Raw genomic sequence first — 26,291 nt, 5'->3', positions numbered from 1 at the left:
CATTATGTGTTCACTCGTGAGGCTTTGATATTTTTTACGTCCGGAGACGCTGATATCAATCCTGCGAGTGCCCACACAGATTGTCTGATAAATTGTTAAAGAGCAGTGCGAGCAGCGGGTTAACCGCCTGTCGCGAGGTGGCGTATATTACGCTTTCCTCCTTCAGAGTCAACCTCTTTTTCAGAAGTTTTTCTCCGGCGGTTCAGTTGCCTGACCCTCTTAACACCGCATTCCGTAAGCCGTTGTGCCGTGTCGATGGAGGCGCATTATAGGGATCCGATTTAATTGCACAACCCTTTTTTTGGATCTTTTTACTGACTGCCGAGAAAACATTCACATTGATTAGATCACCAACGATCCGGCGCAAAATCCCCTTGCCAGTTGGTCACAATCGCATCAGGCTGCCGGTAAACACAGTAAAGGAGAGCACAATGACTGTAGCGTTACGTCCTTATAAACATCTCTTCCCGCAGTTGGGTCTGCGCGTCATGGTTGATCCCACCAGCGTTGTGGCGGGTGACGTAATCATGGAAGACGATGTCGGTATCTGGCCTCTGGTGGCTATTCGTGGTGATGTGAACCAGGTTCGCATCGGCGCCCGCACCAATATTCAGGATGGTAGCGTGCTGCATGTTACCCATAAGTCTGATGCTAATCCTGCAGGTTTCCCACTGGTGATCGGTGAGGATGTTACTGTCGGACATAAAGCCATGCTGCACGGTTGTACTATTGGCAATCGCGTACTGGTCGGAATGGGGTCAATTGTGCTGGATGGCGTGATTGTTGAGGATGACGTTCTGATTGGTGCCGGGAGCCTGGTTCCTCCCGGTAAGCGGCTGGAAAGTGGTTATCTTTATGTAGGCAGTCCGGTCAAACAGATCCGACCGCTGAATGAAAAAGAAATAGCAGGATTGCTCTATTCTGCCAGCAACTATGTCAGTTGGAAGAACGACTACCTGGCTGGCGACAGCCAGATCCATCCTTCATTATCGACCTGATCGTTACGGATACAGTCTTCCGCCTGATCTTCCAAATCCCAGCGATGGTCACGAAACAGTGCCATCGCATCCCCTTCCCCGAATTGTTGGTGTAAAGCCGTCACACTGATGGCACAGGTTAGCCCCATGCCATTGACCAAAACAGGGAAACAGACAGCCATTAATGTCGTATCCAGCGTTTCACGATCTGGAAACTGGATAGCCTGATTCACGACGACAGCTCCGCTTTCAATGACGCGATCACCGGCGCAATTTCCGGCATGATGCCATGCCATAAATGAAATGCATGCGCGGCTTGCCCCACCAGCATGCCTAATCCATCCGCAAGATGCGATGAACCCTGTTGTTGGCACCAGCGCAGAAAAGCGGTTAATCCGTTCTGATAAAACATGTCATAGCAGTGTAAATCAGCATGGATTAATGATGAGGGTAACGGCGGCACATCGCCATTAATGCCACTCGATGTCGCGTTAATCAGTAAATCAAATTGTTTACCACTCAGCGCATTAAATGAACATGCACTCACCGCCCCATACTGTCCGAACGCCTTTGCCATGCTTTGGGCACTCGCAGCCGTGCGGTTGACTAGCGTAATCGTCGTTCCCAGAGAAAGTAGAGGCAGGATCACGCCACGCGCTGCCCCACCAGCCCCCATCAGTAAGACACGATCGCCTGGTTTGATCATCGACAGACGCTGAAGATCGCTGACTAAACCAATGCCGTCCGTATTGTCGCCAAGAATCTGTCCGTCCGGGCACTTTTTCAACGTGTTAACCGCCCCCGAGGTAGAAGCCCGCTCGGTCAGTTGATCGGCATATTCCCAGGCCTGCTGCTTGAAAGGTAACGTGATATTTGCGCCCGCTCCGCCTTGGGCAAAAAACGTCGTAACCGCCTCGGGGAAACTATCCACAGGCGCTTCAATACGATCATATTGAAGGGTGATCCCCGTTTGTCTGGCAAAAGCCTGATGGATTTGCGGCGACTTACTGTGGCTTATTGGGTGACCAAAAACGGCAAAATGTATCATCTGCTAACCCTGCCGTATCTGGTTGCCGCTGATGACGTCGCGGATCTCGGAAGGATTTAACCTGCCTCCTGTGTTCCCGTTGAGCACGGGGAACGCCGGACCAAACTGCCGTTTGACTTCATCTACTGTGCGACAGGGCGGCTGCCCTGAAAGATTCGCACTGGTTGACACCAGAGGCTTGCCAAACGCCCGGCACAACGCCTGAACGTCAGGATGATCGCTGACGCGAATAGCCAGAGAATCAAATTGTCCGGTTAACCAACGCGGCGTATGCGGTGCCGCAGGCACGACAAAGGTGACCGGGCCGGGCCAGCAGGCAAACATACGTTCACGCTGCATCGCCGTTAACACGTGATCGGAAACGTAGGGCATGAGCTGACCATAATCGGCCGCTATCAGAATCAATCCTTTTTCCACGGGCCGCCGTTTCAACGCCAACAGCGCCATGACGGCCGATTCATTATCAGGATCGCAGCCCAGGCCGAATACCGCTTCTGTAGGGTAAGCAATGACTGCATGTTGCTTCAGATGGTTCACACAATCCTGGAGTGAGCCGGAAACTGGTTGATTTTGCATGATGATGTCTTACGTCTCTTCAATGATAGCTTTGCCACAACGTTTACTGGCGCAAAAAAGCCGGGTGCCTTGAGCGGTCTTTTTTTCAACTAAAAGTGGAAATTCACAATGCGGACAACGCCCGGCCGCGGGTGTCAGGTTGACGGCAAACTGGCAGGCTGGATAGCGATCACAGGAATGAAACGTTTTACCAAAGCGCGATCGCCGCTGTACCAGTTTACCCTGCTGACACTGCGGGCAATCGAGAGTCGTCTCATCAGGTTTATCGATCGTTTCTGTGTAATCACATTCTGGATAATGGCTACAGCCAATGAACATACCAAAACGGCCCTGGCGTAATACTTTATCTGCGCCACATTGCGGGCAGGCGTGACCTTCCAGAACTTTCACAACATGCCCGTCGGCCTGGTTGCCCAGGGGCCGAATGTAATCGCAGGCAGGGTAGTTTGCACAGCCCAAAAAAGGGCCGTGTTTTCCTGAACGTATAACAAGTTCTGCCCCGCAAGCGGGGCAGGGATCCTGTTTACGCACAGTGAAGAGTGCGGTTTTACTCATAACGATAATGCATCAGTGAAATTTAATGCAGCATACCTTCGTTGACGTCGAATAACAGTTCTTCCATTTGTTGGTAGGCATTTTCACATCCAGGGATGTTAAAAAGCACCATCAACACCACCCATTTAAGATCCTCAAGATCGAAATCAAGAGTATCAAGCGCCATGACACGTTCAATGACCATTTCTCGTGTTTCAAGGCTCAATACCTGAATTTGTTCCAGGAAGAGCAGGAAACCGCGGCTTTCGGCATCTAAACGCTTGCTCTCTTCATCTGTATAGATGCGCATGGAGAGCGGATCATTTGCCAGTAAAATTGGTGCGACCATACCTTCCTGGTAGTCTGCCAATTTTTCTAACCAGTTCAACGCGTTATAAATGTCTTCGCGATGAAAACCGGCATCCGTCAAGTCATCTGTCAATCTGTCCTGATCAACACCCATTTCTGCTTCGTTGTGGATATAGGTCTCAAACAAGTACATGAGTACGTCGAACATGGCATGCCCTCCTCAATCGGACATAGCCGCCGGGTACAGCTGCGATCCATCCTGCTAACTCCAGTTCCAGCAACTGAGCTGTAATAACTGGCACAGGTTGGCCGGCACGTTCAGCGACAACGTCAACAGGTGTAACCTCATCACCTACGTTAGCCAACAGCTCGGCAAATGGCAATGGAGCATCGTCACTGGCATCAGAATAAATTTCGTCTGATTGTGTAACAGGTAACCAGTTAAGCATAGCGCGTAAATCTTCAATGATGTTATTAGGATGTGCCACCAGCATTGCTCCCTGCTGAATCAACCAGTTTGTTCCCTCACTGCCGCTGTTGCCCAATGCTCCAGGCAAGGCATAAACAGCGCGATTTTGCTCTAATGCGTAACGGGCTGTGACTAATGAACCACTCTTTAATGACGCTTCAATGACTAACACACCCTGGCTTAATCCGCTGATAATCCGGTTTCTGCGTGGAAACCGGTGTGCCAGAGGAAGTGCATCAAGCGGAAACTCCGATATCACCGCACCTCCCTGCTCGACAATTTCCTGAGCCAGCGCAACATGCCTCCTGGGATAGAGGTGGGCCAGTCCGCTGCCCAGTACCGCAACGGTTTTCCCCCTGACGTTCAGCGCAGCACGATGTGCAACGCCATCAATACCGAGAGCCAGGCCGCTGGTGATGGTGAAGCCACTGAGCGACAACGCCTGTGTGAACCCGTCACACCAGTAACGACCGGAGTGAGAGCACTGGCGGCTGCCCACCACCGCCAGCTGCGATGTACCCAGAACGGAAGGATCGCCCTTTACATACAGCAAAGGAGGAAAACAGCTGATTTCAGTGAGCTGAGCGGGATAAAGCGGATCAAGGGCGGTAATCAAATGATGTAACGGGCTTTGCGACAGCCACTTGTTTACCGTTTTCAGCCAACCCGGGGAGAGATGATGGTAATGGTGGCGCTGTGAAACCTCTAATCCATTCTGGGTCAACACATCGTCAACATCTTTGCCTTCAGACAGTTGCTGTGCCGCCTTTAACCAACGCCTGCCGGTTAAGCCCGGTATAGTGCCCAGCCGCAGTAATTGCTCCCGTTTTCTCATCTTCAAAGCCCTCTGACAAGCATCGCGTCCCTCCGCAGAATGCTGTCAATCGGGTAGTAAAAAGTCTACAATATGAGGAAGTAATCTTTCCCTTTTAGAATTTATATCTGGATATTTATGTCAGTTTTACAGGTATTACATTTCCCTGACGAGCGCCTGCGCAAAATTGCCGCGCCTGTTAAAGAAGTTAACGCGGACGTTCAGCGTATCGTCGATGATATGTTCGAAACCATGTATTCCGAAGAAGGTATCGGCCTTGCCGCGACGCAGGTGGATATTCATCAGCGCATCATTGTGATTGATGTCTCTGAAAACCGCGACGAACGCCTGGTCTTAATCAATCCTGAGCTGCTGGAAAAGAGCGGTGAAACGGGTATCGAAGAAGGTTGCCTGTCTATTCCTGAGCAACGTGCCTTTGTGCCTCGTGCCGAGCGGGTAAAAGTCCGTGCACTGGACCGCGAGGGTAAAAGCTTCGAACTTGAAACCGGTGATCTTCTTGCTATCTGCATCCAGCACGAAATCGACCATCTCGATGGTAAGCTGTTCATCGATTATCTTTCGCCTTTAAAGCGTCAGCGCATTAAAACAAAGTTAGAAAAGCTGGCGCGTCAAAATGCTCAGGCTTCCTGAGATCGGAATAAGGGATAAACGTGTCTGCTCCGCTTAAAATTATCTTTGCTGGCACGCCAGACTTTGCAGCGCGTCATCTTGACGCGCTGCTTGCTTCTGAGCATCAGATTGTCGGCGTCTTCACCCAGCCGGATCGTCCTGCAGGTCGCGGCAATAAGTTGACCGCCAGCCCGGTCAAGTCATTGGCCCAGGCTCACAACATTCCGGTATTTCAACCCCAATCCCTGCGCCCGGCAGAAAACCAACAGTTGGTTGCAGACTTACAGGCTGACGTCATGATTGTCGTCGCTTATGGGCTCATCCTGCCAAAAACCGTGCTTGAGATGCCCCGTTTGGGTTGTATCAACGTGCACGGTTCCCTGTTACCACGCTGGCGTGGCGCCGCGCCTATTCAGCGCGCACTCTGGGCGGGTGACAGCGAAACCGGCGTGACCATTATGCAGATGGATGTCGGGCTGGATACGGGTGACATGTTGTTAAAACTCGCCTGTCCGATTAGCGCTGAAGACACCAGCGCAACGCTTTACGATAAGCTGGCAGATCTGGGTCCGGCAGGGTTGTTGACCACATTATCTCAGTTACGTGACGGTAACGCGCAGGCCGTTCAGCAGGATGAAAGTCTGGCTAACTACGCAGAAAAACTGAGCAAAGAAGAGGCGCGCCTTAACTGGACGTTGCCGGCTGAACAGCTGGAACGCTGCATTCGTGCTTTTAATCCCTGGCCGATAAGCTTCTTTATGGTGAATGACCAGTCGGTGAAAGTCTGGCAAGCCAGTGTCTTACCTCATGTCAACAAGCAGCCGGGAGAGATTATCCAGGCTGACAAACACGGCATTCACATTGCCACTGCCGACGGCGTGCTGAATTTACTTCAGCTTCAACCCGCCGGTAAAAAAACGATGTCAGCACAGGACCTGCTTAACTCGCGTCGCGAATGGTTTGAAACCGGCACGCTTCTGGACTGACCCTCAGGCCCGGCAAAACCGGGCCTTTTGCTTGATGGCACTATCTTATGACTAAATCAACCAATCTTCGTAGCCTGTCTGCTCAACTGATCGAGCGCGTTGTCGATAAAGGCGAATCACTCAATACCGCCTTGCCCGCGGCACAGAAAAAACTCTCAGATAAAGATGCAGCCCTGGTACAAGAGATCTGCTTTGGTGTACTGCGCACGTTACCGCAGCTGGAAGCGCTGATCGGCAAACTGATGGAACGTCCCTTAACGGGTAAGCAGCGTACGCTGCATTTCCTGATTATGGTGGGCTTATATCAGCTACTTTATACACGCGTGCCCGCTCATGCAGCATTAGCGGAGACAGTGGCCGGGGCGGAGGTGCTGAAACGCGCAAACCTGAAAGGATTAATCAATGGCGTCTTGCGCCAGTTCCAGCGTCAGCAGGAAGCCCTTCTTGCCAGTATTCAGGATGGTCCTCAGCGTCATCTTCATCCGGGCTGGTTACTGAACCGGCTTCAGCAGGCATGGCCAGAGCAGTGGCAGCAAATTGTTGAGGCAAACAACCAGCGACCACCGATGTGGTTGCGTGTTAATCGCCAACATCATTCACGGGACAGCTGGCTGGCGCGCCTCACCGCAGAGGAGAAGAGTGCTGCTGTCGCCCAAGATGTGCCAGAAGCGCTGCGTCTTACGGCGCCTGCACCGGTTACTCTGCTGCCTGGCTTTGAGCAAGGCTGGTTTACGGTACAGGATCTCTCCGCTCAACGCTGTGCGCTTCTGCTTGAGCCAAAAAACGGTGAGCAGATTCTGGATCTCTGCGCGGCGCCGGGAGGGAAAACGACCCACATTCTGGAGATTGCTCCCGAGGCACAGGTGCTTGCTGTCGATGTTGATGCCCAACGACTGAAACGCGTGAATGAAAATCTGACTCGTCTGGGGATGACCGCCGAGGTAAAACAGGGAGATGGGCGCACGCCGCAGCAGTGGTGCGACCAACGTCAGTTTGACCGCATTTTGCTGGATGCGCCCTGCTCAGCGACCGGCGTTATCCGCCGGCATCCCGACATTAAGTGGTTACGTCGCGATCGCGACATTGCCGAGCTGGCCGCATTACAACGTGAAATTCTGGATGCGACCTGGCCGCTGCTCAAACCCGGCGGTACGATGATCTATGCAACCTGCTCTGTCTTACCGGACGAGAACCAGCGGCAAATCAGCGAGTTCATCGAGCGTCACGCTGATGCGCAAGCGGTCTCATTGTCCGGCGCGCCCCTGAACGGTTGGCAGGTCTTTCCCGAGGCAGAAGGCGGAGATGGTTTTTTCTACGCTAAGCTGGTGAAACGCACGGGTCCACTCTGAAAAGGCATTGATAAGCGATGAAAATCATAATTCTTGGTGCTGGTCAGGTCGGCGGCACACTGGCAGAAAACCTGGTTGGTGAAAATAACGATATTACCGTTGTGGATACAGACTCAACGCGGTTACGCCAACTGCAGGACAAATTTGATTTACGTGTCGTGCAGGGCCATGGTTCTCACCCACGTATTCTCCGTGAGGCCGGTGCGGAGGATGCCGATATGCTGGTTGCCGTGACCAGCTCGGATGAAACCAATATGATTGCCTGCCAAATCGCTTATTCGCTTTTCAACACGCCAAATCGCATCGCCCGTATCCGTGCGGCGGACTATCTGCGCGACGCCGATAAACTGTTTATTCCTGAAGCCGTGCCCATCGATCATTTGATTTCGCCTGAGCAACTGGTCATCGACAACATATATCGACTGATTCAGTATCCTGGTGCACTGCAAGTCGTTAACTTTGCCGAAGGTAAGGTCAGTCTTGCCGTTGTCAAAGCCTATTATGGCGGTCCGCTCGTAGGCAATCCGCTGTCGATCCTGCGGGACCATATGCCACATATCGATACGCGCGTGGCGGCAATCTTCCGTCAGGATCGCCCTATCCGTCCACAGGGATCCACCATTATTGAAGCAGGGGATGAGGTCTTTTTCATTGCCGCAAGCCAGCATATTCGTGCAGTCATGAGTGAAATGCAGCGGCTGGAAAAACCCTATAAACGCATCATGTTGGTGGGCGGCGGAAATATTGGTTTTGGCCTGGCGCAGCGGCTTGAGAAAAATTACAGCGTCAAACTCATTGAGCGTAATCCTCAGCGTGCTGCCGAGCTGGCAGAACAGTTACATGATACAGTGGTGTTCTATGGTGATGCGTCCGATCAGGAGCTGCTGGCGGAAGAGCACATCGAGCAGGTCGACTTATTCATTGCCGTCACCAACGATGACGAAGCGAATATTATGTCGGCCATGCTGGCTAAAAAAATGGGTGCCAAGAAAGTCATGGTGCTGATACAACGACGGGCTTACGTCGATCTGGTCCAGGGCAGCGTAATTGATATTGCCATTTCGCCACAGCAGGCCACGATTTCAGCCCTGTTAGGGCACGTGCGCAAAGCGGACATTGTAGGCGTTTCGTCTTTACGCCGCGGTATTGCCGAAGCCATTGAAGCTATTGCGCACGGTGATGAAACCACCTCACGCGTGGTAGGACGGTCAATTGATGATATCAAGCTTCCACCAGGCACATTGATTGGTGCGGTGGTTCGCGGCGATGATGTGATGATAGCGAATGACAACCTGCGTATTGAACAGGGCGACCACGTCGTCATGTTTTTAACGGATAAGAAATTTGTACCGGACGTCGAACGCCTTTTTCAGCCAAGTCCGTTCTTCCTCTAAAAAATTCAGGGCTGTGTCTGACATCATTCAGCAAATTGTTCGCAGCAATGGCAAATATGGCAAGCTTTGTTAAACTTTATGGCATTGGCTAAGGCAAGGAGAGAAGTATGAGTTTATTCAAAGAGTTTCGTGATTTTGCGATGCGCGGCAATGTGGTTGATCTGGCCGTCGGTGTCATCATTGGTGCGGCATTTGGTAAAATTGTTTCATCATTGGTGGCGAATATCATTATGCCACCTTTGGGTTTGCTGATTGGCGGCGTTGATTTCAAATCGTTTAGTTGGGTGCTTAAACCCGCCGTAGGTAATGCGCCCGCTGTCGTCATGGAATATGGTGTTTTCCTGCAAACCGTATTTGATTTCATCATTGTTGCTTTTGCTATCTTCATGGCAATCAAGTTGATGAACAAACTGTATAAAAAGAAAGAAGTGGAAAAACCGGCCCCCAAACCTTCAAACGAAGAACTGCTTCTGACCGAAATTCGCGACTTACTTAAACAACAAAACACAAAAATTTAAACGACGAAGCCGCTTTAACGCGGCTTTTTTGTGCCCGAAAAGCAGAAGGCCAGTGATAAACGGCTCGCTTATCACTGACCTCCCAGTCTTTTCCTTTTCCATGTTTTGCTTTACGTTTGAAACTGCCCTTACCTTTTTGTTTCTGTTCGACCCGCTGTCTGAAGAGAGGATCGTGTAACAATGCCTGTAAGGCGTTATCCTGTATTTGCCCTTTCGTATGGCGATAACTGGACATAATTTCTCCGTGTTGTTGATAGAAATAAGGCTGTTAAAGATGCAGCAGCCACTATTATACGCGGATGCTGACGACATAAAACATGCTAATCTGGCGAAATTTTGCGCTTAATTGCGCGGCCATATTCGCCATCCAGAAAATCTGTGCTCATGCCGGCCTGACGAAGTTTAACCTTCAGCAGCAGCAGCCGTTGTGTCTGAATCAGTCGCTCAGGATCGTCAGGATCTAAATGGTGTAACAGATCGCTGACCTGCAGCGCTTCGCGCCGGAGTTCGAGCTCCGGGGGCAGGAAGCCTGCATTTTTTAACAGTCGAAATCCTGCACGCAGCTCAGGTGGAACCTGACTGTCGTCTTCAAGTTGCAGCGGCGCACCTTCACCCGGCAGGTTACTCAGCTCGCCTTTCTCCTGCGCCGCTTTGATATGCTGTTCAACAAGCTGATCAATTAACCACATTGTTCGCCTCCTTCATAACATGACAAGCGTAGCAGACGCGGAACTGCAGACAATAAAAAACCCGCCGAAGCGGGTTTTTCACGTTGCAACAGATTACTCTGCCGCAGCTTCTGCTTGAGCTTCTGGACGATCAACCAGCTCGATGTATGCCATCGGAGCGTTGTCACCAGCGCGGAAGCCACACTTCAGAATGCGAGTGTAACCACCTGCACGGCTCGCGAAACGCGGGCCTAACTCATTAAACAGTTTTGCCACGATCTCGTTATCACGAGTGCGGGCGAATGCCAGACGACGATTAGCTACGCTGTCGGTCTTGGCAAGAGTAATCAGCGGCTCAACTACGCGGCGCAACTCTTTGGCTTTCGGCAGAGTCGTCTTAATGATCTCATGACGAACCAGAGAGCCAGCCATGTTGCGGAACATAGCCTGACGATGGCTGCTGTTGCGGTTCAGTTGACGACCACTCTTACGATGGCGCATGACCTTATCCTTCTCAGTGAAACCTTAACCTGTGATCGGGTTATTCATCAGCAATGCTTGCCGGTGGCCAGTTTTCCAGGCGCATGCCCAGAGACAGACCACGTGAGGCCAGCACATCTTTAATCTCGGTAAGAGATTTTTTACCAAGGTTAGGCGTTTTAAGCAGCTCAACCTCAGTACGCTGTACCAGATCACCGATGTAGTGGATAGCTTCTGCCTTAAGGCAGTTAGCAGAGCGGACAGTCAATTCCAGATCGTCAACAGGGCGCAGCAGGATCGGATCGAATTCTGGTTTCTCTTCTTTCACTTCCGGCTGACGTACATCACGTAAGTCAACGAAAGCTTCCAGTTGTTCTGCCAGGATGGTTGCCGCACGACGAATCGCCTCTTCAGGATCGATTGTGCCGTTGGTTTCCATTTCGATGACCAGCTTGTCCAGGTCGGTGCGCTGCTCTACACGCGCTGCTTCAACATTGTAGGCGATACGGTCTACAGGGCTGTAGCAAGCGTCAACTAACAGACGGCCGATTGGGCGCTCATCTTCTTCCGAATGAATTCGGGCAGAAGCCGGCACATAACCACGACCACGCTGAACTTTGATACGCATGCTAATAGATGCATTTTCATCGGTCAGATGGCAGATCACATGCTGCGGCTTGACGATTTCGACATCACCATCATGGGTAATGTCGGCTGCAGTCACAGGGCCAATGCCAGATTTATTCAAGGTAAGAATAACTTCATCTTTGCCCTGAACTCTTACCGCCAAACCTTTAAGGTTGAGCAGGATTTCCAGGATATCTTCCTGTACACCCTCTTTGGTGCTGTACTCATGCAGTACACCATCAATTTCAACCTCGGTCACCGCGCAACCCGGCATTGATGAAAGCAGAATACGGCGCAGCGCGTTACCAAGAGTATGGCCAAAGCCACGCTCTAAAGGCTCAAGGGTCACCTTGGCGTGCGTCGAACTCACTTGCTCGATATCTACCAGGCGCGGTTTTAGAAACTCTGTCACAGAACCCTGCATTGTGTCCTCTCTTTGGTACTAAGCTTTACTTGGAGTAAAGCTCGACGATCAGGTGTTCGTTAATGTCCGCAGACAGATCGGTACGTTCAGGAATACGTTTGAACACACCTTCCATCTTAGCTGCATCAACTTCCAGCCAGGTTGGCTTTTCACGCTGCTCAGCCAGCTCCAGAGCGGCCTTCACGCGAGATTGCTTTTTGGCTTTCTCACGGATGCTAACGACATCATTCGGAGATACCTGATAAGAAGCGATGTTAACAACGCGACCATTTACCAGAACAGACTTATGGCTCACCAGCTGACGTGCTTCCGCACGCGTGGCACCAAAGCCCATACGATAAACGACGTTGTCCAGACGGCCTTCCAGCAGAGCCAACAGGTTTTCACCGGTGTTGCCTTTCAGACGTGCTGCTTCTTTGTAATAGTTACGGAACTGACGCTCAAGAACACCGTACATACGACGAACTTTTTGCTTTTCACGTAACTGGCCGCCGTAGTCAGACAGACGTGGCTTACGCGCACCGTGCTGACCAGGAGCTTGTTCAATTTTACACTTGGAATCAATCGCGCGAACGCCAGACTTAAGGAATAAGTCAGTGCCCTCACGACGGCTCAGCTTGAGCTTAGGACCCAAATATCTTGCCATTTTCTTTCTCCAACTATCCTAAAAAACGGGGCGTTATACGCGACGTTTTTTCGGCGGACGACAACCGTTATGAGGGATCGGAGTCACATCAGTAATATTCGTGATGCGGAAACCAGCGGCGTTCAGTGCACGAATTGTTGATTCGCGACCCGGACCCGGACCCTTAACCATAACTTCCAGGTTCTTAATACCGTAATCTTTTACCGCTTCTGCACAGCGCTCTGCAGCGACCTGAGCAGCAAACGGAGTGGATTTACGTGAACCGCGGAAACCGGAACCACCGGCGGTTGCCCAACCCAGTGCGTTACCCTGACGATCAGTAATGGTAACGATTGTGTTGTTAAAAGAAGCATGGACATGAGCCACGCCATCTGAGACTTGTTTTCTTACACGCTTACGTGCACGAACTGGTGCCTTTGCCATTATTTACTCACCCCGATTATTTCTTGATCGGTTTACGCGGACCCTTACGGGTACGTGCGTTGGTCTTGGTGCGCTGACCGCGAACCGGAAGACCACGACGATGGCGCAAACCACGGTAGCAACCAAGGTCCATAAGACGCTTGATGCTCAGGGTGATTTCACGGCGCAGATCACCTTCTACAACGAATTTAGCAACTGCATCACGCAGCTGATCAATTTGTTCTTCAGACAGCTCACTGATCTTAACATTTTCAGCAATGCCCGTTGAAGCGCAGATGGCTTTCGAACGAGTCTTACCAATACCGAAAATCGAGGTTAAAGCGATAACGGTATGTTTCTGATCAGGAATGTTAATGCCTGCTATACGGGCCACTATGCACTCCTACTATTTAATATGTACGTACCATGCCGAAAAGCCCGTTTTCAGGATACTCAAATGGAAACGTACAGACATACAAAAGATTGGCTGGCTAATCTAGCCAGCTCAACCCGACTTTGCAAGAAAAATATGTGAAAATCAGCCTTGGCGCTGTTTATGCTTTGGCTCGGCGCTGCAGATCACACGAACGACACCGTCGCGGCGAATGATTTTGCAGTTACGACATAATTTCTTGACGGAAGCACGAACTTTCATTTTTACTCTCCGTAACTTCTCAACCACCTGAATTAACGGCCGTAGCCCTTCAGGTTAGCTTTCTTCAATGCAGACTCGTACTGACTTGACATCATCAGAGTTTGCACTTGAGCCATAAAGTCCATGATGACGACCACTACGATGAGCAGTGATGTACCGCCAAAGTAGAAAGGAACTTTCATCGCATCACGCATGAACTCCGGGATAAGGCAGATAAAGGTAATGTAGAGGGCACCGATTAAGGTTAACCGCGTCATTACTTTATCAATATACTTCGCCGTTTGCTCTCCCGGACGAATTCCCGGTACGAATGCACCAGACTTCTTCAGGTTATCTGCTGTTTCACGCGGGTTGAAAACCAACGCCGTGTAGAAGAAACAGAAGAAGATGATAGCAGTCGCATAGAGTAGCACATAAAGCGGCTGTCCTGGCTGCAAATACATCGAAATTGTTGTCAGCCAGTTCCAACCGGTACCGCCCCCGAACCACGATGCAATCGTTGCCGGGAACAGAATAATGCTGGAAGCGAAGATTGCCGGGATAACCCCTGCCATATTCACTTTCAACGGTAAATGTGTGCTCTGTGCAGCGTATACACGGCGACCTTGTTGACGTTTGGCATAGTTCACCACAATTCGGCGTTGACCACGCTCAACGAAAATAACAAAAAAGGTCACTGCAAATACGAGAACTGCAACCAACAGCAACAGAAGGAAGTGCAGGTCACCTTGCCGCGCTTGCTCGATGGTATGGCCAATGGCCGGCGGAAGACCCGCAACAATACCTGCGAAGATAATGATTGAAATACCGTTACCGATACCACGCTCAGTTATCTGTTCGCCCAGCCACATCAGGAACATTGTCCCGGTAACCAGACTCACAACAGCGGTAAAATAGAATGCAAAGCCTGGGTTCATTACCAGGCCTTGCATACCAGGCATATTCGGTAAACCGGTAGCAATACCGATTGACTGGAATATGGCCAATACCAACGTACCGTAACGGGTGTACTGGCTAATCTTACGACGGCCAGCCTCCCCTTCTTTCTTGATTTCAGCTAACGCGGGATGAACCACCGTTAACAGCTGGATAATAATCGATGCCGAAATATACGGCATGATACCCAGAGCAAAGATAGAAGCACGGCTGAGAGCACCACCAGAGAACATGTTAAACATTTCAATGATGGTGCCACGCTGTTGCTCAAGCAGTTTGGCAAGTACAGTGGCATCAATACCAGGGATCGGAATAAAAGAGCCAATACGGAAGACAATCAGTGCACCGATTACAAACAGCAGTCTGCGTTTCAGTTCACCAAAGCCGCCTTTGGCACTTTGAAAATCTAATCCCGGTTGTTTAGCCATCTGCTACTTATTCCTCGATTTTACCGCCAGCAGCTTCGATTGCAGCACGAGCACCTTTGGTGACACGCAGGCCGCGAACCGTTACCGGTGCAGAAACTTCACCAGAAAGAATTACTTTAACGAATTCAATCTGAACACCGACAATGTTGGCTGCTTTCAGCGCGTTCAGGTCGACGATACCGCCTTCAACTTTCGCCAGATCAGACAGACGAATCTCTGTGGTGATCATTGCTTTGCGAGAGGTGAAACCGAACTTCGGCAGACGACGGTACAGAGGCATCTGACCACCTTCGAAACCGCGACGTACGCCACCGCCAGAACGAGAGTTCTGACCTTTGTGACCACGACCACCGGTTTTTCCGAGGCCAGAACCGATACCACGACCCAGACGCTTGGTAGCGTGCTTAGACCCTTCGGCCGGAGACAGAGTATTTAAACGCATCTCTTACTCCTCCACTTTAACCATGTAGGAAACCGCGTTGACCATACCGCGTACAGCTGGCGTATCTTCACGCTCTACGGTATGACCAATACGACGCAGACCCAGGCCAACCAGAGTGGCTTTATGCTTAGGCAAGCGGCCGATTGAACTACGGGTTTGGGTGATTTTAATAGTGTTAGCCATCGTGATTACCCCAGAATTTCTTCAACGGATTTACCACGCTTAGCAGCGACCATTTCCGGAGACTTCATATTGCCCAGACCGTCAATAGTTGCACGAACCACGTTAATCGGGTTGGTGGAACCATAGGCTTTTGCCAGAACGTTATGTACTCCAGCGACTTCCAGAACGGCGCGCATTGCACCACCGGCGATGATACCGGTACCTTCTGAAGCCGGCTGCATGAACACACGGGACCCAGTGTGCGCACCTTTAACAGGGTGCTGCAGGGTGCCGTTGATCAGCGCGACATTAACCATATTGCGACGGGCTTTCTCCATCGCTTTCTGGATCGCTGCTGGAACTTCACGCGCTTTACCGTAACCAAAACCAACGCGGCCGTTACCATCACCCACTACAGTCAGTGCGGTGAAGGAGAAAATACGACCACCTTTTACAGTTTTAGATACACGGTTTACCGCGATCAGTTTTTCCTGCAGTTCGCCAGCTTGTTTCTCGATGTGTGCCATCTTAGACCTCTACCTTAGAACTGAAGGCCAGCTTCACGGGCAGCATCTGCCAGTGCCTGGACGCGACCATGATATTGGAAACCGGAACGGTCGAAAGAAACACCAGTGATGCCTTTTTCGATTGCGCGTTCTGCAATAGCTTTACCTACAGCAGCTGCGGCTTCTTTATTACCGGTAAACTTCAGTTGTTCAGTGATAGCTTTTTCTACAGTAGAAGCAGCAACCAGAACTTCGGAACCGTTCGGGGCGATTACCTGTGCGTAAATGTGACGCGGGGTACGATGTACCACCAGGCGAGTAGCACCCAGCTCTTTGAGCTTGCGACGTGCACGGGTCGCACGACGGATACGAGCAGATTTCTTATCCATAGTGTTACCTTACTTCTTCTTAGCCTCTTTGGTACGCACGACTTCGTCGGCGTAACGGACACCCTTGCCTTTATAAGGCTCAGGACGACGGTAGGCGCGCAAGTCAGCTGCAACCTGGCCGATCACCTGCTTATCAGCGCCTTTCAGCACGATTTCAGTCTGAGTCGGACACTCTGCAGTGATACCCGCGGGCAGCTGGTGATCAACTGGATGAGAAAAGCCCAGAGACAGGTTAACTACGTTGCCTTTTACGGCAGCACGATAACCAACACCAACCAGCTGCAGCTTCTTAGTGAAGCCTTCGGTAACACCGATAACCATTGCGTTCAGCAGCGCGCGAGAAGTACCCGCCTGCGCCCAGCCGTCAACGAAACCTTCGCGCGGAGCGAAAGTCAGAGCGTTGTCAGCATGCTTAACTTCAACAGCATCATTGATAGTACGAGTCAGCTCGCCGTTTTTACCTTTAATCGAAATTACCTGACCGTTGAGTTTTACCTCTACGCCGGCAGGAATAACGACAGGTGCTTTAGCAACACGAGACATTTTATTCCTCCGATTACGCTACGTAGCAGATAATTTCGCCACCAAGACCAGCCTGGCGCGCTGCACGATCAGTCATGACACCTTTCGATGTAGAAATGACAGCGATACCCATACCAGCCATTACCTTTGGCAGCTCATCTTTTTTCTTATAGATGCGCAGGCCGGGACGGCTTACTCGCTGAATGCTTTCTACAACAGCTTTACCCTGGAAATACTTAAGAGTCAGTTCCAGTTCCAGCTTGATGTCGCCTTCGATTTTAAAATCTTCAATAAAGCCTTCTTCCTTCAGCACGTTGGCAATTGCCAATTTCAGCTTGGAGGAGGGCATGGTGACCGCAACTTTGTTCGCGGCCTGACCGTTACGGATACGGGTCAGCATATCCGCGATCGGATCTTGCATGCTCATCTGTGTTACTCCCGTGATTCAATTGGTGACAATTACCAGCTAGCCTTTTTCAGACCCGGGATTTCACCGCGCATTGCGGCTTCACGGACCTTGATACGGCTCAACCCAAACTTCCGCAGGAAACCGTGCGGACGACCTGTTTGACGGCAGCGGTTACGCTGACGTGAAGGGCTGGAATCACGCGGCAGACTCTGCAGCTTGAGAACGGCATCCCAACGGTCTTCGTCGGAAGCGTTCACATCAGAAATGATCGCTTTCAGTTCAGCGCGTTTTGCGAAGAATTTGTCTGCTAATTTCACACGCTTAACTTCGCGTGCTTTCATAGATTGCTTAGCCATTAAGTAACCCTACCTTACTTACGGAACGGGAAGTCAAAGGCAGCCAGCAGAGCACGGCCTTCATCATCAGATTTCGCAGTAGTGGTAATGGTAATATCCAAACCACGAACGCGATCGACTTTGTCGTAGTCGATTTCTGGGAAGATGATCTGCTCACGTACACCCATGCTGTAGTTGCCACGACCATCGAATGACTTAGCGGACAAGCCACGGAAGTCACGGATACGCGGTACAGCAATGGTGATCAGACGCTCAAAGAACTCCCACATGCGTTCGCCACGCAGAGTTACTTTACAGCCGATCGGATAGCCCTGACGGATTTTGAAGCCTGCAACTGATTTGCGTGCTTTGGTGATCAACGGTTTTTGACCGGAGATTGCTGCCAGGTCAGCTGCTGCGTTATCCAGCAGTTTCTTGTCAGCGATCGCTTCACCAACACCCATGTTCAGGGTGATCTTCTCGACCCGAGGGACTTGCATGACAGAATTGTAGCCGAACTCACTCATGAGTTTCTGGACTACCTCGTCTTTGTAGTAATCATGCAGTTTCGCCATCGTACTACTCCAAATTACTTGATAGTTTCGCTATTAGACTTGAAGAAACGGACTTTTTTGCCGTCTTCGAATCTAAAGCCTACACGGTCAGCCTTACCGGTTGCCGCATTGAAGAGAGCAACGTTAGAAACCTGAATAGCAGCTTCTTTTTCAACGATGCCACCTGGTTGGTTCAGAGCCGGAACAGGCTTCTGATGTTTCTTAACCAGGTTGATACCTTCAACGATGACCTTGCCAGAAGACAGGACGTTCTTAACTTTACCGCGCTTACCTTTATCTTTACCGGTTAACACGATAACTTCGTCGTTACGACGGATTTTAGCTGCCATTGTTCGCTCCTTAGAGTACTTCTGGTGCCAGAGAGATAATTTTCATGAACTTTTCAGTACGAAGTTCACGAGTTACCGGCCCAAAAATACGCGTACCGATAGGCTGCTCACTGTTATTGTTTAAAATAACGCATGCATTACCATCGAAGCGAATGACAGAACCGTCCGGGCGACGAACACCCTTCCTGGTGCGCACCACTACCGCCTTCAGGACATCACCTTTTTTAACTTTACCACGTGGAATTGCTTCCTTGATGGTAACTTTAATGATGTCGCCGACGCCTGCGTAGCGACGGTGCGAGCCACCCAGAACCTTGATACACATTACGCGACGTGCACCGGAGTTGTCGGCGACGTTCAGCATAGTCTGTTCTTGGATCATTTCAGTGCTCCGCTAATGTCAACTACTACTTCGGGACCTAGACCTCAGGTCGATTGAAAGCCCCATAATTGAGGGCGCGGCATTATAACACCGGTTCTCGCAGATGGGTAGAAAAAATGAACGGCTCTTGCGAGCCGTTCATTCGATTTTTAAAGAGGGCAGATTCTATTACAGAATTGCTTTCTCTACAACGCGAACCAGAGTCCAGGACTTAGTCTTGGACAGTGGACGGCATTCGCGGATTTCTACCACGTCACCGATTCCACATTCGTTGTTCTCGTCATGGATGTGCAGCTTAGTCGTACGCTTAATGAATTTTCCATAGATTGGATGCTTCACGAAACGCTCGATAGCAACAACCGCAGATTTCTGCATTTTGTCACTAACGACACGACCCTGCAGAGTACGGATTTTATCGGTCATTACGAACCCGCCTTCTCAGTCAGTAAAGTCTTAACGCGCGCAACATCACGGCGAACCTGCTTCAGCAGATGAGACTGCTGCAGTTGGCCAGATGCTGCCTGCATGCGCAGGTTAAATTGCTCACGCAGCAGATTAAGCAGCTCAGTGTTCAGCTCTTCAACGCTTTTTTCACGCAGCTCTGTTGCTTTCATTACATCACCGTCTTAGTTACAAAGGTGGTTTTGATAGGCAGTTTTGCTGCTGCCAGCTTGAATGCTTCACGGGCCAGCTCTTCTGGTACGCCGTCCATTTCATACAGGACTTTACCAGGCTGGATCAGGGCAACCCAATACTCGACGTTACCCTTACCTTTACCCATACGCACTTCCAGCGGCTTCTCGGTGATCGGTTTGTCCGGGAATACACGGATCCAGATCTTACCTTGACGCTTAACTGCACGGGTCATAGCACGACGTGCTGCTTCGATCTGACGGGCAGTCAGACGACCACGGCCAACAGCTTTCAGACCGAAAGTCCCGAAGCTAACATCCGTACCCTGCGCCAGACCACGGTTGCGGCCTTTGTGCACTTTACGGAATTTTGTACGCTTTGGTTGTAACATAGCGACTCTCCTTACTTACGGCCTTTACGCTGCTGCTTTTTAGGTTGAGCAGCCGGTTCCGGTTGTTCAACAGCAGCCATACCACCCAGGATCTCGCCTTTGAAGATCCATACCTTAACGCCGATTACACCATAAGTGGTGTGCGCTTCAGAGGTGTTGTAGTCAATGTCAGCACGCAGAGTGTGCAACGGCACGCGACCTTCACGATACCATTCGGTACGTGCGATCTCGGCGCCGCCCAGACGGCCGCTAACTTCAACTTTAATACCCTTCGCGCCCAGACGCATGGCGTTCTGAACCGCACGCTTCATAGCACGACGGAACATCACGCGACGCTCCAGCTGTGAAGTGATGCTGTCAGCAACCAGTTTAGCGTCCAGTTCCGGTTTACGGACTTCGGCGATATTGATCTGTGCAGGTACGCCAGCGATTTTCGCCACGACCGTGCGCAGTTTTTCTACGTCTTCACCTTTCTTACCGATCACGATGCCAGGACGAGCGGTGTGAATGGTCACACGGATGCTCTTAGCCGGACGCTCGATAACGATACGAGATACAGACGCCTTAGCCAGTTCCTTAGTCAGGTACTGACGTACTTTAAAGTCGCTGTCCAGGTTGTCAGCGAATTCTTTGGTGTTCGCAAACCAGGTAGAGTTCCATGGTTTTACAATACCCAGGCGAATACCATTAGGATGTACTTTCTGACCCATTGCTAGTCTCCAGAGTCTCAGCGATCGGACACAACCACAGTAATGTGGCTGGTGCGCTTCAGGATGCGATCTGCACGACCTTTTGCACGCGGCATAATGCGCTTCATGCTTGGGCCTTCGTCGACGAAAATTTTCGCGACTTTCAGATCGTCGATATCAGCGCCATCGTTGTGTTCAGCGTTAGCAATGGCAGATTCCAGAACTTTCTTGACCAGTACAGCCGCTTTCTTGTTGGTGTAGGTCAAAATGTCCAGTGCCTGCGACACTTTCTTACCGCGGATCAGGTCAGCAACAAGGCGAACCTTCTGAGCAGAAGAACGAGCGTGGCGATGTTGAGCTAAAGTTTCCATCTCTTCCTCCTACTTATTTCTTCTTGGCTTTTTTATCAGCCGCGTGACCGCGATAAGTACGTGTCGGCGCGAATTCACCCAGTTTGTGACCAACCATTTCGTCGGAAACAAAGACAGGAACGTGCTGACGACCATTATGGACAGCGATGGTCAAACCGATCATGTTAGGAAAGATCGTTGAACGACGGGACCAAGTGCGCAAAGGCTTCTTGTCACCGCTTTCCACCGCTTTCTCTACCTTCTTCAGCAAGTGCAGGTCAATAAAAGGACCTTTCTTGAGAGAACGTGGCATGGCTTATCCTCTAATATTATTTGCTACGGCGACGTACGATAAACTTATCGGTACGCTTGTTGCTACGGGTCTTCTTACCTTTGGTCTGAACGCCCCACGGGGTTACCGGGTGCTTACCAAAGTTACGACCTTCACCACCACCGTGCGGGTGATCTACTGGGTTCATCGCGGTACCACGAACGGTCGGACGAACACCACGCCAACGGGTTGCACCGGCTTTACCCAGAACGCGCAGCATATGCTCAGCGTTACCGACTTCGCCCAGTGTTGCGCGGCAGTCAGCTTCGACTTTACGCATTTCACCTGAACGCAGACGCAGGGTAACGTAGGAACCTTCACGCGCAACGATCTGCACGTAAGCACCGGCTGAGCGAGCAATCTGACCGCCTTTGCCTGGTTTCATTTCTACGTTGTGAACGGTAGAACCCACCGGGATGTTACGCATCGGCAGTGTGTTACCTGCTTTGATCGCAGCATCAACGCCAGACTGAATCTGGTCGCCGGCTTTCAGGCCTTTAGGGGCCAGGATGTAACGGCGTTCGCCGTCTTTGTACAGAACCAGTGCGATGTTCGCAGAGCGGTTCGGATCGTACTCAAGACGTTCAACGGTTGCCGGGATACCATCTTTGTTGCGTTTGAAATCAACCAGACGGTAAGCCTGCTTATGACCACCACCGATGTGACGGGTAGTGATGCGACCGTTGTTGTTGCGGCCACCGGATTTGCTGTTTTTTTCCAGCAATGGAGCAAACGGCTTGCCCTTGTGCAACTCTGGGTTCACCACTTTAACGACGTGGCGACGACCCGGAGATGTCGGTTTACATTTAACAACTGCCATTGTCTTTCTCCTCCGACTTACTCAGCGCCGCCGACGAAGTCCAGATTCTGGCCTTCCTTCAGGGTGACGTAAGCTTTTTTCCAGTCGCTACGACGACCGATACGCTGTCCGTGACGCTTAACCTTACCTTTAACAACCAGGGTGTTTACGTCTTTAACTTCTACTTCGAACAGCTTCTCAACAGCAGCAACGATCTCTGCTTTAGTCGCGTCTTTAGCTACTTTGAGTACGATGGTGTTGGTTTTTTCCATCGCGCTAGATGCCTTTTCAGATACGTGCGGCGCGCGCAGTACTTTCAGCAGACGTTCTTCACGGATCATGCCAGCATCTCCTCAACTTGCTTAACTGCATCAGCAGTCATAACGACTTTGTCGAAGGCGATCAGGCTAACTGGATCGATACCCGCTGCATCACGCACGTCAACCTTGTACAGGTTACGCGCAGCCAGGAACAGATTCTCATCCAGTTCACCGGTGATGATCAGCACGTCTTCCAGCGCCATGTCTTTCAGCTTCTGCGCCAGCAACTTGGTTTTCGGTGCTTCAACAGAGAACTGCTCGACGACGATCAGACGATCTTGACGTACCAGTTCGGACAGGATGCTTTTCAGCGCGCCGCGGTACATCTTTTTATTAACTTTTTGACTGTGGTCTTGTGGCTTCGCAGCAAAGGTCACGCCACCTGAACGCCAGATCGGGCTCTTTACAGAACCTGAACGCGCACGGCCGGTGCCTTTCTGACGCCAAGGCTTTTTGCCTGAACCGGTTACTTCAGCGCGAGTTTTCTGCGCGCGAGTACCCTGGCGGGCGCCTGATGCGTAAGCAACAACAACCTGGTGAACCAGCGCTTCGTTGAAATCACGACCGAAGGTAGTTTCGGAAACAGTCAGCGCGCTCTGCGCGTCTTTCAATACTAATTCCATTGCTATCCCCTTACGCCTTCACAGCTGGTTTAACGATCAGGTCGCTACCGGTAGCACCGGGAACTGCACCTTTAACCAGCAGCAGGTTGCGCTCAGCGTCAACACGTACTACGTCCAGGCTCTGAACAGTTACGCGCTCATTACCCAGCTGACCTGCCATTTTCTTGCCTTTGAACACTTTGCCCGGAGTCTGGTTCTGACCGATAGAACCCGGAACGCGGTGAGACAAGGAGTTACCGTGGGTAGCGTCCTGGGTACGGAAGTTCCAGCGCTTAACGGTACCTGCGAAACCTTTACCTTTAGAGGTGCCAGTTACGTCTACTTTTTTAACGTCAGCGAAAATTTCAACGCTGATGCTCTGACCTACGGCATACTCATCACCTTCAACGGTGCGGAATTCCCACAGGCCACGGCCAGCTTCTACGCCAGCTTTAGCAAAATGACCAGCTTCAGGTTTGGTCACACGGTTTGCTTTTTTAGCACCGGTGGTAACCTGAATTGCCTGGTAACCATCGTTTTCCAGGCCTTTGACCTGAGTAACGCGGTTCGCTTCAACTTCGATTACGGTTACTGGGATAGAAACGCCATCTTCAGTGAAGATGCGGGTCATACCCACTTTTTTACCGACTAAACCAATCATTGTTTCAACCTCTCAATCGCTCGATGACCTGATTAACCCAGGCTGATCTGCACGTCAACACCGGCAGCCAGGTCCAGACGCATCAGAGCATCAACGGTTTTCTCAGTTGGCTCAACGATGTCTACCAGACGCTTGTGAGTGCGAATTTCGTACTGATCACGCGCGTCTTTGTTAACGTGCGGGGAGATCAGAACGGTAAAGCGCTCTTTGCGGGTTGGCAGCGGGATCGGACCACGGACCTGCGCACCAGTGCGCTTGGCAGTCTCGACGATTTCCGCGGTTGATTGATCGATCAGACGATGATCAAACGCTTTAAGACGGATACGGATTCTTTGGTTCGACATGAGACCAAGGCTCCAAACATTTTATAGACGAAAAAAATTACTACTCGAACCCATTACGATTGATGGGAGAGTGTAATCGTTCAGCATATAACTCCACAGTTGGGAGTATTGTCAGACGGCCCAACATTCTGCCGTCTGCGATTCAGCTCGAATCGCGCCTACCAATATCGGTAGGCCCGCGCATTATACGTATATTTGCTCAGGAAGCAACCCATGTCAGGAATTTGCCGGTGAAAAGTGCAAACTGATGTGCTGGCACAGCCCGCACAAAATGATGAATAAGAGATGTAAAGCCGCAATTTCTCTGTGAGGGGCGCTCCACTCTGCTCATCTTGCCCGCGACGTCAGATGGGCCTTCCGCCAGGCTGGGGCGACATGTCAGTTCATTTGAGGCAATGCGGTGCTTATCATCCTGTTGACTGTTACGGCGCTTGGCGCCGCCCTGGGTAGCACTCTTGCCCTGGCCTGCCAACGTTACTCGCCCACGGCGTCACCGTCCGACTGGTTCCGCGCGCTGTGGACGCCACCTTCGCGATGCATGCTTTGCCGGGCCCCCATCCTGTGGCGCGATAAAATCCCCTTAATCAGCTGGCTGTGTCTTCAGGGGCGCTGTCGTGCCTGTCGCCAGGCTATCGGCGTGCTGCCCCTGCTGTTTGAGCTGACGGGCGCCCTGCTTTGCCTGATGCTGGTGATCGTGTTTAACGCGTGCCCCCTTACCGCAGCATTTATTCTGGTGGCGTCCTGCCTGCTTCTGTTACTTGCGGTTATTGACCAGCGCCACTTCCTGCTGCCGGATGTGCTGACGGGCGCTTTACTCTGGCTGGGACTGTCGCGGTTCTTTTTCGCTGTGCCGCTCTCCGTCACCTCGGCAGTCGGCGGTGCCGTCGCAGGTTACGGTTCACTCTGGCTACTGGCCTGGCTGTATCGTCAGATAAAACATCAAGAGGGATTGGGTAACGGCGATATCAAACTCTTTGCCGCACTGGGCATATGGTGTGGTTGGCAGGCTCTGCCGTGGATTGCCTTGATAGCCAGTGTGTCAGCCCTGCTTGCCTTTGCGGTCAGGGCTATCATCCACAAGCGCTTGTATATGAACAGCCCGCTTCCTTTTGGCCCTTTTCTGGCCGCCGCGGGCTGGGGAATGATCGTCCTGCAAAGCCTCATTCGTCTCTGATTTGCGCCTGAAGATAGTTTTGAATGCCCATTTTTTTGATCAGATCGAGTTCGGTCTCGATCCAGTCGATATGGTGCTCTTCGTCCGCAAGGATTTCGATCATCATATCCCGACTGACGTAGTCATGAATTTTGTCGGCATACGCGATCGCTTCGCGCAGATCTTTTGCGCCTTCAAGTTCAAGGTTAAGATCGGACTGCAGCATCTCTTCCACATCCTCTCCGACCCTGAGTCGTCCCAGATCCTGCAGATTTGGAATGCCCTCAAGAAACAGAATGCGTTCAATGTATTTGTCCGCATGCTTCATTTCATCAATGGATTCGTGGTACTCAACGTCATTAAGACGCATCAGCCCCCAGTTTTTGAACATCCGCGCATGGAGAAAATACTGATTAATCGCAACCAGTTCATTCCCTAACAGTTTATTGAGATGACTTATGATTTTCGCATCGCCCTTCATTTCACGTCCTCCGCTCATGTTTATTTGAGCGTAGATGCGGTTAAAAAGAAGTCAAAAAAACGCGATGAAAACTGTGGGTATTATCATGTCCCAGGAAAGAAAGCGCTCAGGCGATCTCTTTATACTGCGGAACCTGCTGCATCTCTTCATCCATGATTTCACGGGCGACACGAATGCACTTACCGCATTGCTTACCCACGGGTACGATTTGGCGAAGCTGCTGAATAGATTTCGGCTGGTAGCGGCGCACGACTTCACGGAGGGTCTTATCACTAATGGCATTACACAGACAGACGTACATTTCTTCATCACTCAGTCTATTTCGTACACACAGTGTAAATGCGAATCGTTTTTATTTCAAACCTACCCTTTGTAGGGAAAACGTTCAGGTAGCCTGTTTAAGCGCAAAAAAAAGAGAGCACCTAAGTGCCCTCTTCTGTCTTGCTGTGACCGCTTACGCGGCCACATCAGATATCACAATTAAGCGATAACTTTAGCAACAACACCCGCGCCAACGGTACGGCCACCTTCGCGGATTGCGAAGCGCAGACCTTCGTCCATTGCGATTGGGTGAATCAGGGTAACAACCATTTTGATGTTGTCGCCTGGCATAACC

The 26,291-nt window shown here is 51.0% G+C and carries 45 protein-coding genes and 1 pseudogene; 7 read left to right on the top strand and 39 right to left on the bottom strand.

The window, feature by feature from the left end:
- Positions 1–431 precede the first annotated feature (431 nt).
- On the top strand, positions 432–998 hold the full coding sequence (locus tag ACPXSQ_RS22800; protein ID WP_014604879.1) for a gamma carbonic anhydrase family protein: 567 nt from the start codon (positions 432–434) through the stop codon (positions 996–998).
- Here ACPXSQ_RS22800 and ACPXSQ_RS22795 read toward each other — a convergent pair.
- The 6 genes from ACPXSQ_RS22795 to dprA are packed head-to-tail and all read right to left on the bottom strand — an operon-like array spanning position 953 to position 4,748.
- On the bottom strand, positions 953–1,210 hold the full coding sequence (locus tag ACPXSQ_RS22795) for a DUF1488 domain-containing protein (RefSeq protein WP_014604878.1): 258 nt from the start codon (positions 1,208–1,210) through the stop codon (positions 953–955). The two genes, ACPXSQ_RS22800 and ACPXSQ_RS22795, sit on opposite strands and share 46 nt — an antisense overlap.
- Entirely contained in the window at positions 1,207–2,025 is an 819-nt protein-coding gene (gene aroE, locus ACPXSQ_RS22790) for a shikimate dehydrogenase (RefSeq protein ID WP_014604877.1), read from the bottom strand. Before aroE ends, ACPXSQ_RS22795 begins: the two co-directional genes overlap by 4 nt.
- A 3-nt stretch (positions 2,026–2,028) precedes the next feature.
- Positions 2,029–2,601 (bottom strand): L-threonylcarbamoyladenylate synthase type 1 TsaC, encoded by a 573-nt coding sequence (tsaC, locus tag ACPXSQ_RS22785; protein ID WP_014594749.1) that lies wholly within the window; start codon positions 2,599–2,601, stop codon positions 2,029–2,031.
- Between the two features lie 9 nt (positions 2,602–2,610).
- Positions 2,611–3,156, bottom strand: a complete 546-nt coding sequence (locus ACPXSQ_RS22780) for a DNA topoisomerase family protein (RefSeq protein WP_145033794.1) — start codon at positions 3,154–3,156, stop codon at positions 2,611–2,613.
- 22 nt (positions 3,157–3,178) lie between these two features.
- Positions 3,179–3,652, bottom strand: coding sequence for a DUF494 family protein Smg (gene smg / locus ACPXSQ_RS22775; RefSeq protein WP_426144425.1), 474 nt, complete (start codon positions 3,650–3,652; stop codon positions 3,179–3,181).
- The gene (gene dprA / locus ACPXSQ_RS22770; protein WP_064372812.1) at positions 3,624–4,748 is read right to left on the bottom strand and encodes a DNA-protecting protein DprA; all 1,125 of its coding nucleotides are present in this window, start codon (positions 4,746–4,748) and stop codon (positions 3,624–3,626) included. The genes smg and dprA overlap by 29 nt, the downstream gene beginning before the upstream one ends.
- Positions 4,749–4,865: 117 nt before the next feature.
- On the opposite strand from dprA, the gene def reads away from it, so the two are divergent.
- From def to mscL, 5 genes are all read left to right on the top strand, one after another.
- Positions 4,866–5,378 (top strand): peptide deformylase, encoded by a 513-nt coding sequence (gene def / locus ACPXSQ_RS22765; protein ID WP_013027453.1) that lies wholly within the window; start codon positions 4,866–4,868, stop codon positions 5,376–5,378.
- A 20-nt stretch (positions 5,379–5,398) separates the two neighbouring features.
- Positions 5,399–6,343, top strand: coding sequence for a methionyl-tRNA formyltransferase (gene fmt / locus ACPXSQ_RS22760; RefSeq protein WP_275234108.1), 945 nt, complete (start codon positions 5,399–5,401; stop codon positions 6,341–6,343).
- Positions 6,344–6,390: 47 nt separating this feature from the next.
- Positions 6,391–7,692: a 16S rRNA (cytosine(967)-C(5))-methyltransferase RsmB gene (rsmB, locus tag ACPXSQ_RS22755; RefSeq protein WP_042676922.1), complete on the top strand. Its 1,302-nt coding sequence runs from the start codon at positions 6,391–6,393 to the stop codon at positions 7,690–7,692.
- A gap of 17 nt (positions 7,693–7,709) precedes the next feature.
- A complete protein-coding gene (gene trkA, locus ACPXSQ_RS22750) occupies positions 7,710–9,086 on the top strand; it encodes a Trk system potassium transporter TrkA (RefSeq protein WP_013027456.1) in 1,377 nt (458 codons plus the stop codon).
- Between the two features lie 107 nt (positions 9,087–9,193).
- Positions 9,194–9,604, top strand: a complete 411-nt coding sequence (gene mscL, locus ACPXSQ_RS22745; protein ID WP_013027457.1) for a large-conductance mechanosensitive channel protein MscL — start codon at positions 9,194–9,196, stop codon at positions 9,602–9,604.
- Here the strand turns inward: mscL and ACPXSQ_RS22740 are convergent.
- The 30 genes from ACPXSQ_RS22740 to rpsJ all read right to left on the bottom strand — a co-directional run bounded on the left by ACPXSQ_RS22740 (position 9,579) and on the right by rpsJ (position 24,041).
- Complete coding sequence (locus tag ACPXSQ_RS22740; protein ID WP_029569220.1) at positions 9,579–9,839, bottom strand: alternative ribosome-rescue factor A; 261 nt, start codon at positions 9,837–9,839, stop codon at positions 9,579–9,581. The genes mscL and ACPXSQ_RS22740 overlap by 26 nt on opposite strands.
- Positions 9,840–9,924: 85 nt before the next feature.
- Positions 9,925–10,293 carry a DnaJ family domain-containing protein gene (locus tag ACPXSQ_RS22735; protein ID WP_019105358.1) on the bottom strand — a complete coding sequence of 123 codons (369 nt, stop codon included), beginning with the start codon at positions 10,291–10,293 and terminating at the stop codon, positions 9,925–9,927.
- Between the two features lie 93 nt (positions 10,294–10,386).
- Positions 10,387–10,773, bottom strand: coding sequence for a 50S ribosomal protein L17 (gene rplQ, locus ACPXSQ_RS22730; RefSeq protein ID WP_003850180.1), 387 nt, complete (start codon positions 10,771–10,773; stop codon positions 10,387–10,389).
- A gap of 40 nt (positions 10,774–10,813) precedes the next feature.
- Positions 10,814–11,803, bottom strand: a complete 990-nt coding sequence (locus tag ACPXSQ_RS22725) for a DNA-directed RNA polymerase subunit alpha (protein WP_007891688.1) — start codon at positions 11,801–11,803, stop codon at positions 10,814–10,816.
- Between the two features lie 25 nt (positions 11,804–11,828).
- Entirely contained in the window at positions 11,829–12,449 is a 621-nt protein-coding gene (gene rpsD / locus ACPXSQ_RS22720) for a 30S ribosomal protein S4 (protein ID WP_013027460.1), read from the bottom strand.
- 33 nt (positions 12,450–12,482) lie between these two features.
- A complete protein-coding gene (rpsK, locus tag ACPXSQ_RS22715) occupies positions 12,483–12,872 on the bottom strand; it encodes a 30S ribosomal protein S11 (protein WP_004160563.1) in 390 nt (129 codons plus the stop codon).
- Between the two features lie 16 nt (positions 12,873–12,888).
- Positions 12,889–13,245 (bottom strand): 30S ribosomal protein S13, encoded by a 357-nt coding sequence (rpsM, locus tag ACPXSQ_RS22710; RefSeq protein ID WP_003850176.1) that lies wholly within the window; start codon positions 13,243–13,245, stop codon positions 12,889–12,891.
- A gap of 144 nt (positions 13,246–13,389) precedes the next feature.
- Positions 13,390–13,506, bottom strand: a complete 117-nt coding sequence (gene rpmJ, locus ACPXSQ_RS22705) for a 50S ribosomal protein L36 (protein WP_004160566.1) — start codon at positions 13,504–13,506, stop codon at positions 13,390–13,392.
- Positions 13,507–13,538: 32 nt separating this feature from the next.
- Positions 13,539–14,870 (bottom strand): preprotein translocase subunit SecY, encoded by a 1,332-nt coding sequence (gene secY, locus ACPXSQ_RS22700; RefSeq protein WP_013027461.1) that lies wholly within the window; start codon positions 14,868–14,870, stop codon positions 13,539–13,541.
- A gap of 7 nt (positions 14,871–14,877) precedes the next feature.
- Entirely contained in the window at positions 14,878–15,312 is a 435-nt protein-coding gene (gene rplO / locus ACPXSQ_RS22695) for a 50S ribosomal protein L15 (protein ID WP_009087579.1), read from the bottom strand.
- Between the two features lie 3 nt (positions 15,313–15,315).
- Positions 15,316–15,495: a 50S ribosomal protein L30 gene (gene rpmD / locus ACPXSQ_RS22690; protein WP_013027462.1), complete on the bottom strand. Its 180-nt coding sequence runs from the start codon at positions 15,493–15,495 to the stop codon at positions 15,316–15,318.
- Positions 15,496–15,500: 5 nt separating this feature from the next.
- The gene (gene rpsE / locus ACPXSQ_RS22685) at positions 15,501–16,001 is read right to left on the bottom strand and encodes a 30S ribosomal protein S5 (protein ID WP_006120595.1); all 501 of its coding nucleotides are present in this window, start codon (positions 15,999–16,001) and stop codon (positions 15,501–15,503) included.
- 14 nt (positions 16,002–16,015) lie between these two features.
- Positions 16,016–16,369: a 50S ribosomal protein L18 gene (gene rplR / locus ACPXSQ_RS22680; RefSeq protein WP_013027463.1), complete on the bottom strand. Its 354-nt coding sequence runs from the start codon at positions 16,367–16,369 to the stop codon at positions 16,016–16,018.
- 9 nt (positions 16,370–16,378) lie between these two features.
- Positions 16,379–16,912 (bottom strand): 50S ribosomal protein L6, encoded by a 534-nt coding sequence (gene rplF / locus ACPXSQ_RS22675; protein WP_013027464.1) that lies wholly within the window; start codon positions 16,910–16,912, stop codon positions 16,379–16,381.
- Positions 16,913–16,925: 13 nt separating this feature from the next.
- Positions 16,926–17,318 (bottom strand): 30S ribosomal protein S8, encoded by a 393-nt coding sequence (rpsH, locus tag ACPXSQ_RS22670; protein ID WP_013027465.1) that lies wholly within the window; start codon positions 17,316–17,318, stop codon positions 16,926–16,928.
- Positions 17,319–17,350: 32 nt separating this feature from the next.
- Entirely contained in the window at positions 17,351–17,656 is a 306-nt protein-coding gene (rpsN, locus tag ACPXSQ_RS22665; RefSeq protein WP_006120592.1) for a 30S ribosomal protein S14, read from the bottom strand.
- A 14-nt stretch (positions 17,657–17,670) separates the two neighbouring features.
- Complete coding sequence (gene rplE / locus ACPXSQ_RS22660; protein ID WP_006120591.1) at positions 17,671–18,210, bottom strand: 50S ribosomal protein L5; 540 nt, start codon at positions 18,208–18,210, stop codon at positions 17,671–17,673.
- 14 nt (positions 18,211–18,224) lie between these two features.
- On the bottom strand, positions 18,225–18,539 hold the full coding sequence (gene rplX / locus ACPXSQ_RS22655) for a 50S ribosomal protein L24 (protein WP_003850150.1): 315 nt from the start codon (positions 18,537–18,539) through the stop codon (positions 18,225–18,227).
- A gap of 10 nt (positions 18,540–18,549) precedes the next feature.
- Positions 18,550–18,921: a 50S ribosomal protein L14 gene (rplN, locus tag ACPXSQ_RS22650; protein WP_006120590.1), complete on the bottom strand. Its 372-nt coding sequence runs from the start codon at positions 18,919–18,921 to the stop codon at positions 18,550–18,552.
- 168 nt (positions 18,922–19,089) lie between these two features.
- On the bottom strand, positions 19,090–19,344 hold the full coding sequence (gene rpsQ / locus ACPXSQ_RS22645; protein WP_006120589.1) for a 30S ribosomal protein S17: 255 nt from the start codon (positions 19,342–19,344) through the stop codon (positions 19,090–19,092).
- A complete protein-coding gene (rpmC, locus tag ACPXSQ_RS22640; protein ID WP_006120588.1) occupies positions 19,344–19,535 on the bottom strand; it encodes a 50S ribosomal protein L29 in 192 nt (63 codons plus the stop codon). The genes rpsQ and rpmC overlap by 1 nt, the downstream gene beginning before the upstream one ends.
- Positions 19,535–19,945, bottom strand: a complete 411-nt coding sequence (gene rplP, locus ACPXSQ_RS22635) for a 50S ribosomal protein L16 (protein ID WP_002438716.1) — start codon at positions 19,943–19,945, stop codon at positions 19,535–19,537. The genes rpmC and rplP overlap by 1 nt, the downstream gene beginning before the upstream one ends.
- Before the next feature lie 11 nt (positions 19,946–19,956).
- Entirely contained in the window at positions 19,957–20,655 is a 699-nt protein-coding gene (gene rpsC / locus ACPXSQ_RS22630) for a 30S ribosomal protein S3 (RefSeq protein WP_006120587.1), read from the bottom strand.
- A gap of 17 nt (positions 20,656–20,672) precedes the next feature.
- Positions 20,673–21,005, bottom strand: coding sequence for a 50S ribosomal protein L22 (gene rplV / locus ACPXSQ_RS22625; RefSeq protein ID WP_002919773.1), 333 nt, complete (start codon positions 21,003–21,005; stop codon positions 20,673–20,675).
- A gap of 13 nt (positions 21,006–21,018) precedes the next feature.
- On the bottom strand, positions 21,019–21,297 hold the full coding sequence (rpsS, locus tag ACPXSQ_RS22620; protein ID WP_001138115.1) for a 30S ribosomal protein S19: 279 nt from the start codon (positions 21,295–21,297) through the stop codon (positions 21,019–21,021).
- Between the two features lie 16 nt (positions 21,298–21,313).
- Complete coding sequence (gene rplB, locus ACPXSQ_RS22615; protein WP_006120586.1) at positions 21,314–22,135, bottom strand: 50S ribosomal protein L2; 822 nt, start codon at positions 22,133–22,135, stop codon at positions 21,314–21,316.
- Between the two features lie 17 nt (positions 22,136–22,152).
- Positions 22,153–22,455: a 50S ribosomal protein L23 gene (rplW, locus tag ACPXSQ_RS22610; RefSeq protein WP_006120585.1), complete on the bottom strand. Its 303-nt coding sequence runs from the start codon at positions 22,453–22,455 to the stop codon at positions 22,153–22,155.
- A complete protein-coding gene (gene rplD / locus ACPXSQ_RS22605; protein WP_006120584.1) occupies positions 22,452–23,057 on the bottom strand; it encodes a 50S ribosomal protein L4 in 606 nt (201 codons plus the stop codon). The genes rplW and rplD overlap by 4 nt, the downstream gene beginning before the upstream one ends.
- Before the next feature lie 10 nt (positions 23,058–23,067).
- A complete protein-coding gene (gene rplC, locus ACPXSQ_RS22600; protein WP_013027467.1) occupies positions 23,068–23,697 on the bottom strand; it encodes a 50S ribosomal protein L3 in 630 nt (209 codons plus the stop codon).
- Positions 23,698–23,729: 32 nt separating this feature from the next.
- Positions 23,730–24,041, bottom strand: a complete 312-nt coding sequence (rpsJ, locus tag ACPXSQ_RS22595; protein WP_006120582.1) for a 30S ribosomal protein S10 — start codon at positions 24,039–24,041, stop codon at positions 23,730–23,732.
- 400 nt (positions 24,042–24,441) lie between these two features.
- Between rpsJ and ACPXSQ_RS22590 the strand changes: the two genes are divergently transcribed.
- Positions 24,442–25,215, top strand: a complete 774-nt coding sequence (locus ACPXSQ_RS22590) for a prepilin peptidase (protein ID WP_105088942.1) — start codon at positions 24,442–24,444, stop codon at positions 25,213–25,215.
- On the opposite strand, the gene bfr is transcribed toward ACPXSQ_RS22590, so the two are convergent.
- The 3 genes and pseudogenes from bfr to tuf all read right to left on the bottom strand — a co-directional run.
- Positions 25,202–25,675: a bacterioferritin gene (gene bfr / locus ACPXSQ_RS22585; protein WP_014604871.1), complete on the bottom strand. Its 474-nt coding sequence runs from the start codon at positions 25,673–25,675 to the stop codon at positions 25,202–25,204. The genes ACPXSQ_RS22590 and bfr overlap by 14 nt on opposite strands.
- Before the next feature lie 106 nt (positions 25,676–25,781).
- Entirely contained in the window at positions 25,782–25,976 is a 195-nt protein-coding gene (bfd, locus tag ACPXSQ_RS22580) for a bacterioferritin-associated ferredoxin (protein WP_013027470.1), read from the bottom strand.
- A gap of 179 nt (positions 25,977–26,155) precedes the next feature.
- Positions 26,156–26,291 (bottom strand): annotated as a pseudogene (gene tuf, locus ACPXSQ_RS22575) (elongation factor Tu); the annotation flags it as partial.

It is taken from the genome of Pantoea sp. EEL5 (assembly GCF_049892805.1).
Classification (GTDB): Bacteria; Pseudomonadota; Gammaproteobacteria; order Enterobacterales; family Enterobacteriaceae; genus Pantoea; species Pantoea ananatis.
This window is presented reverse-complemented; position numbering and strand designations above follow the sequence as displayed.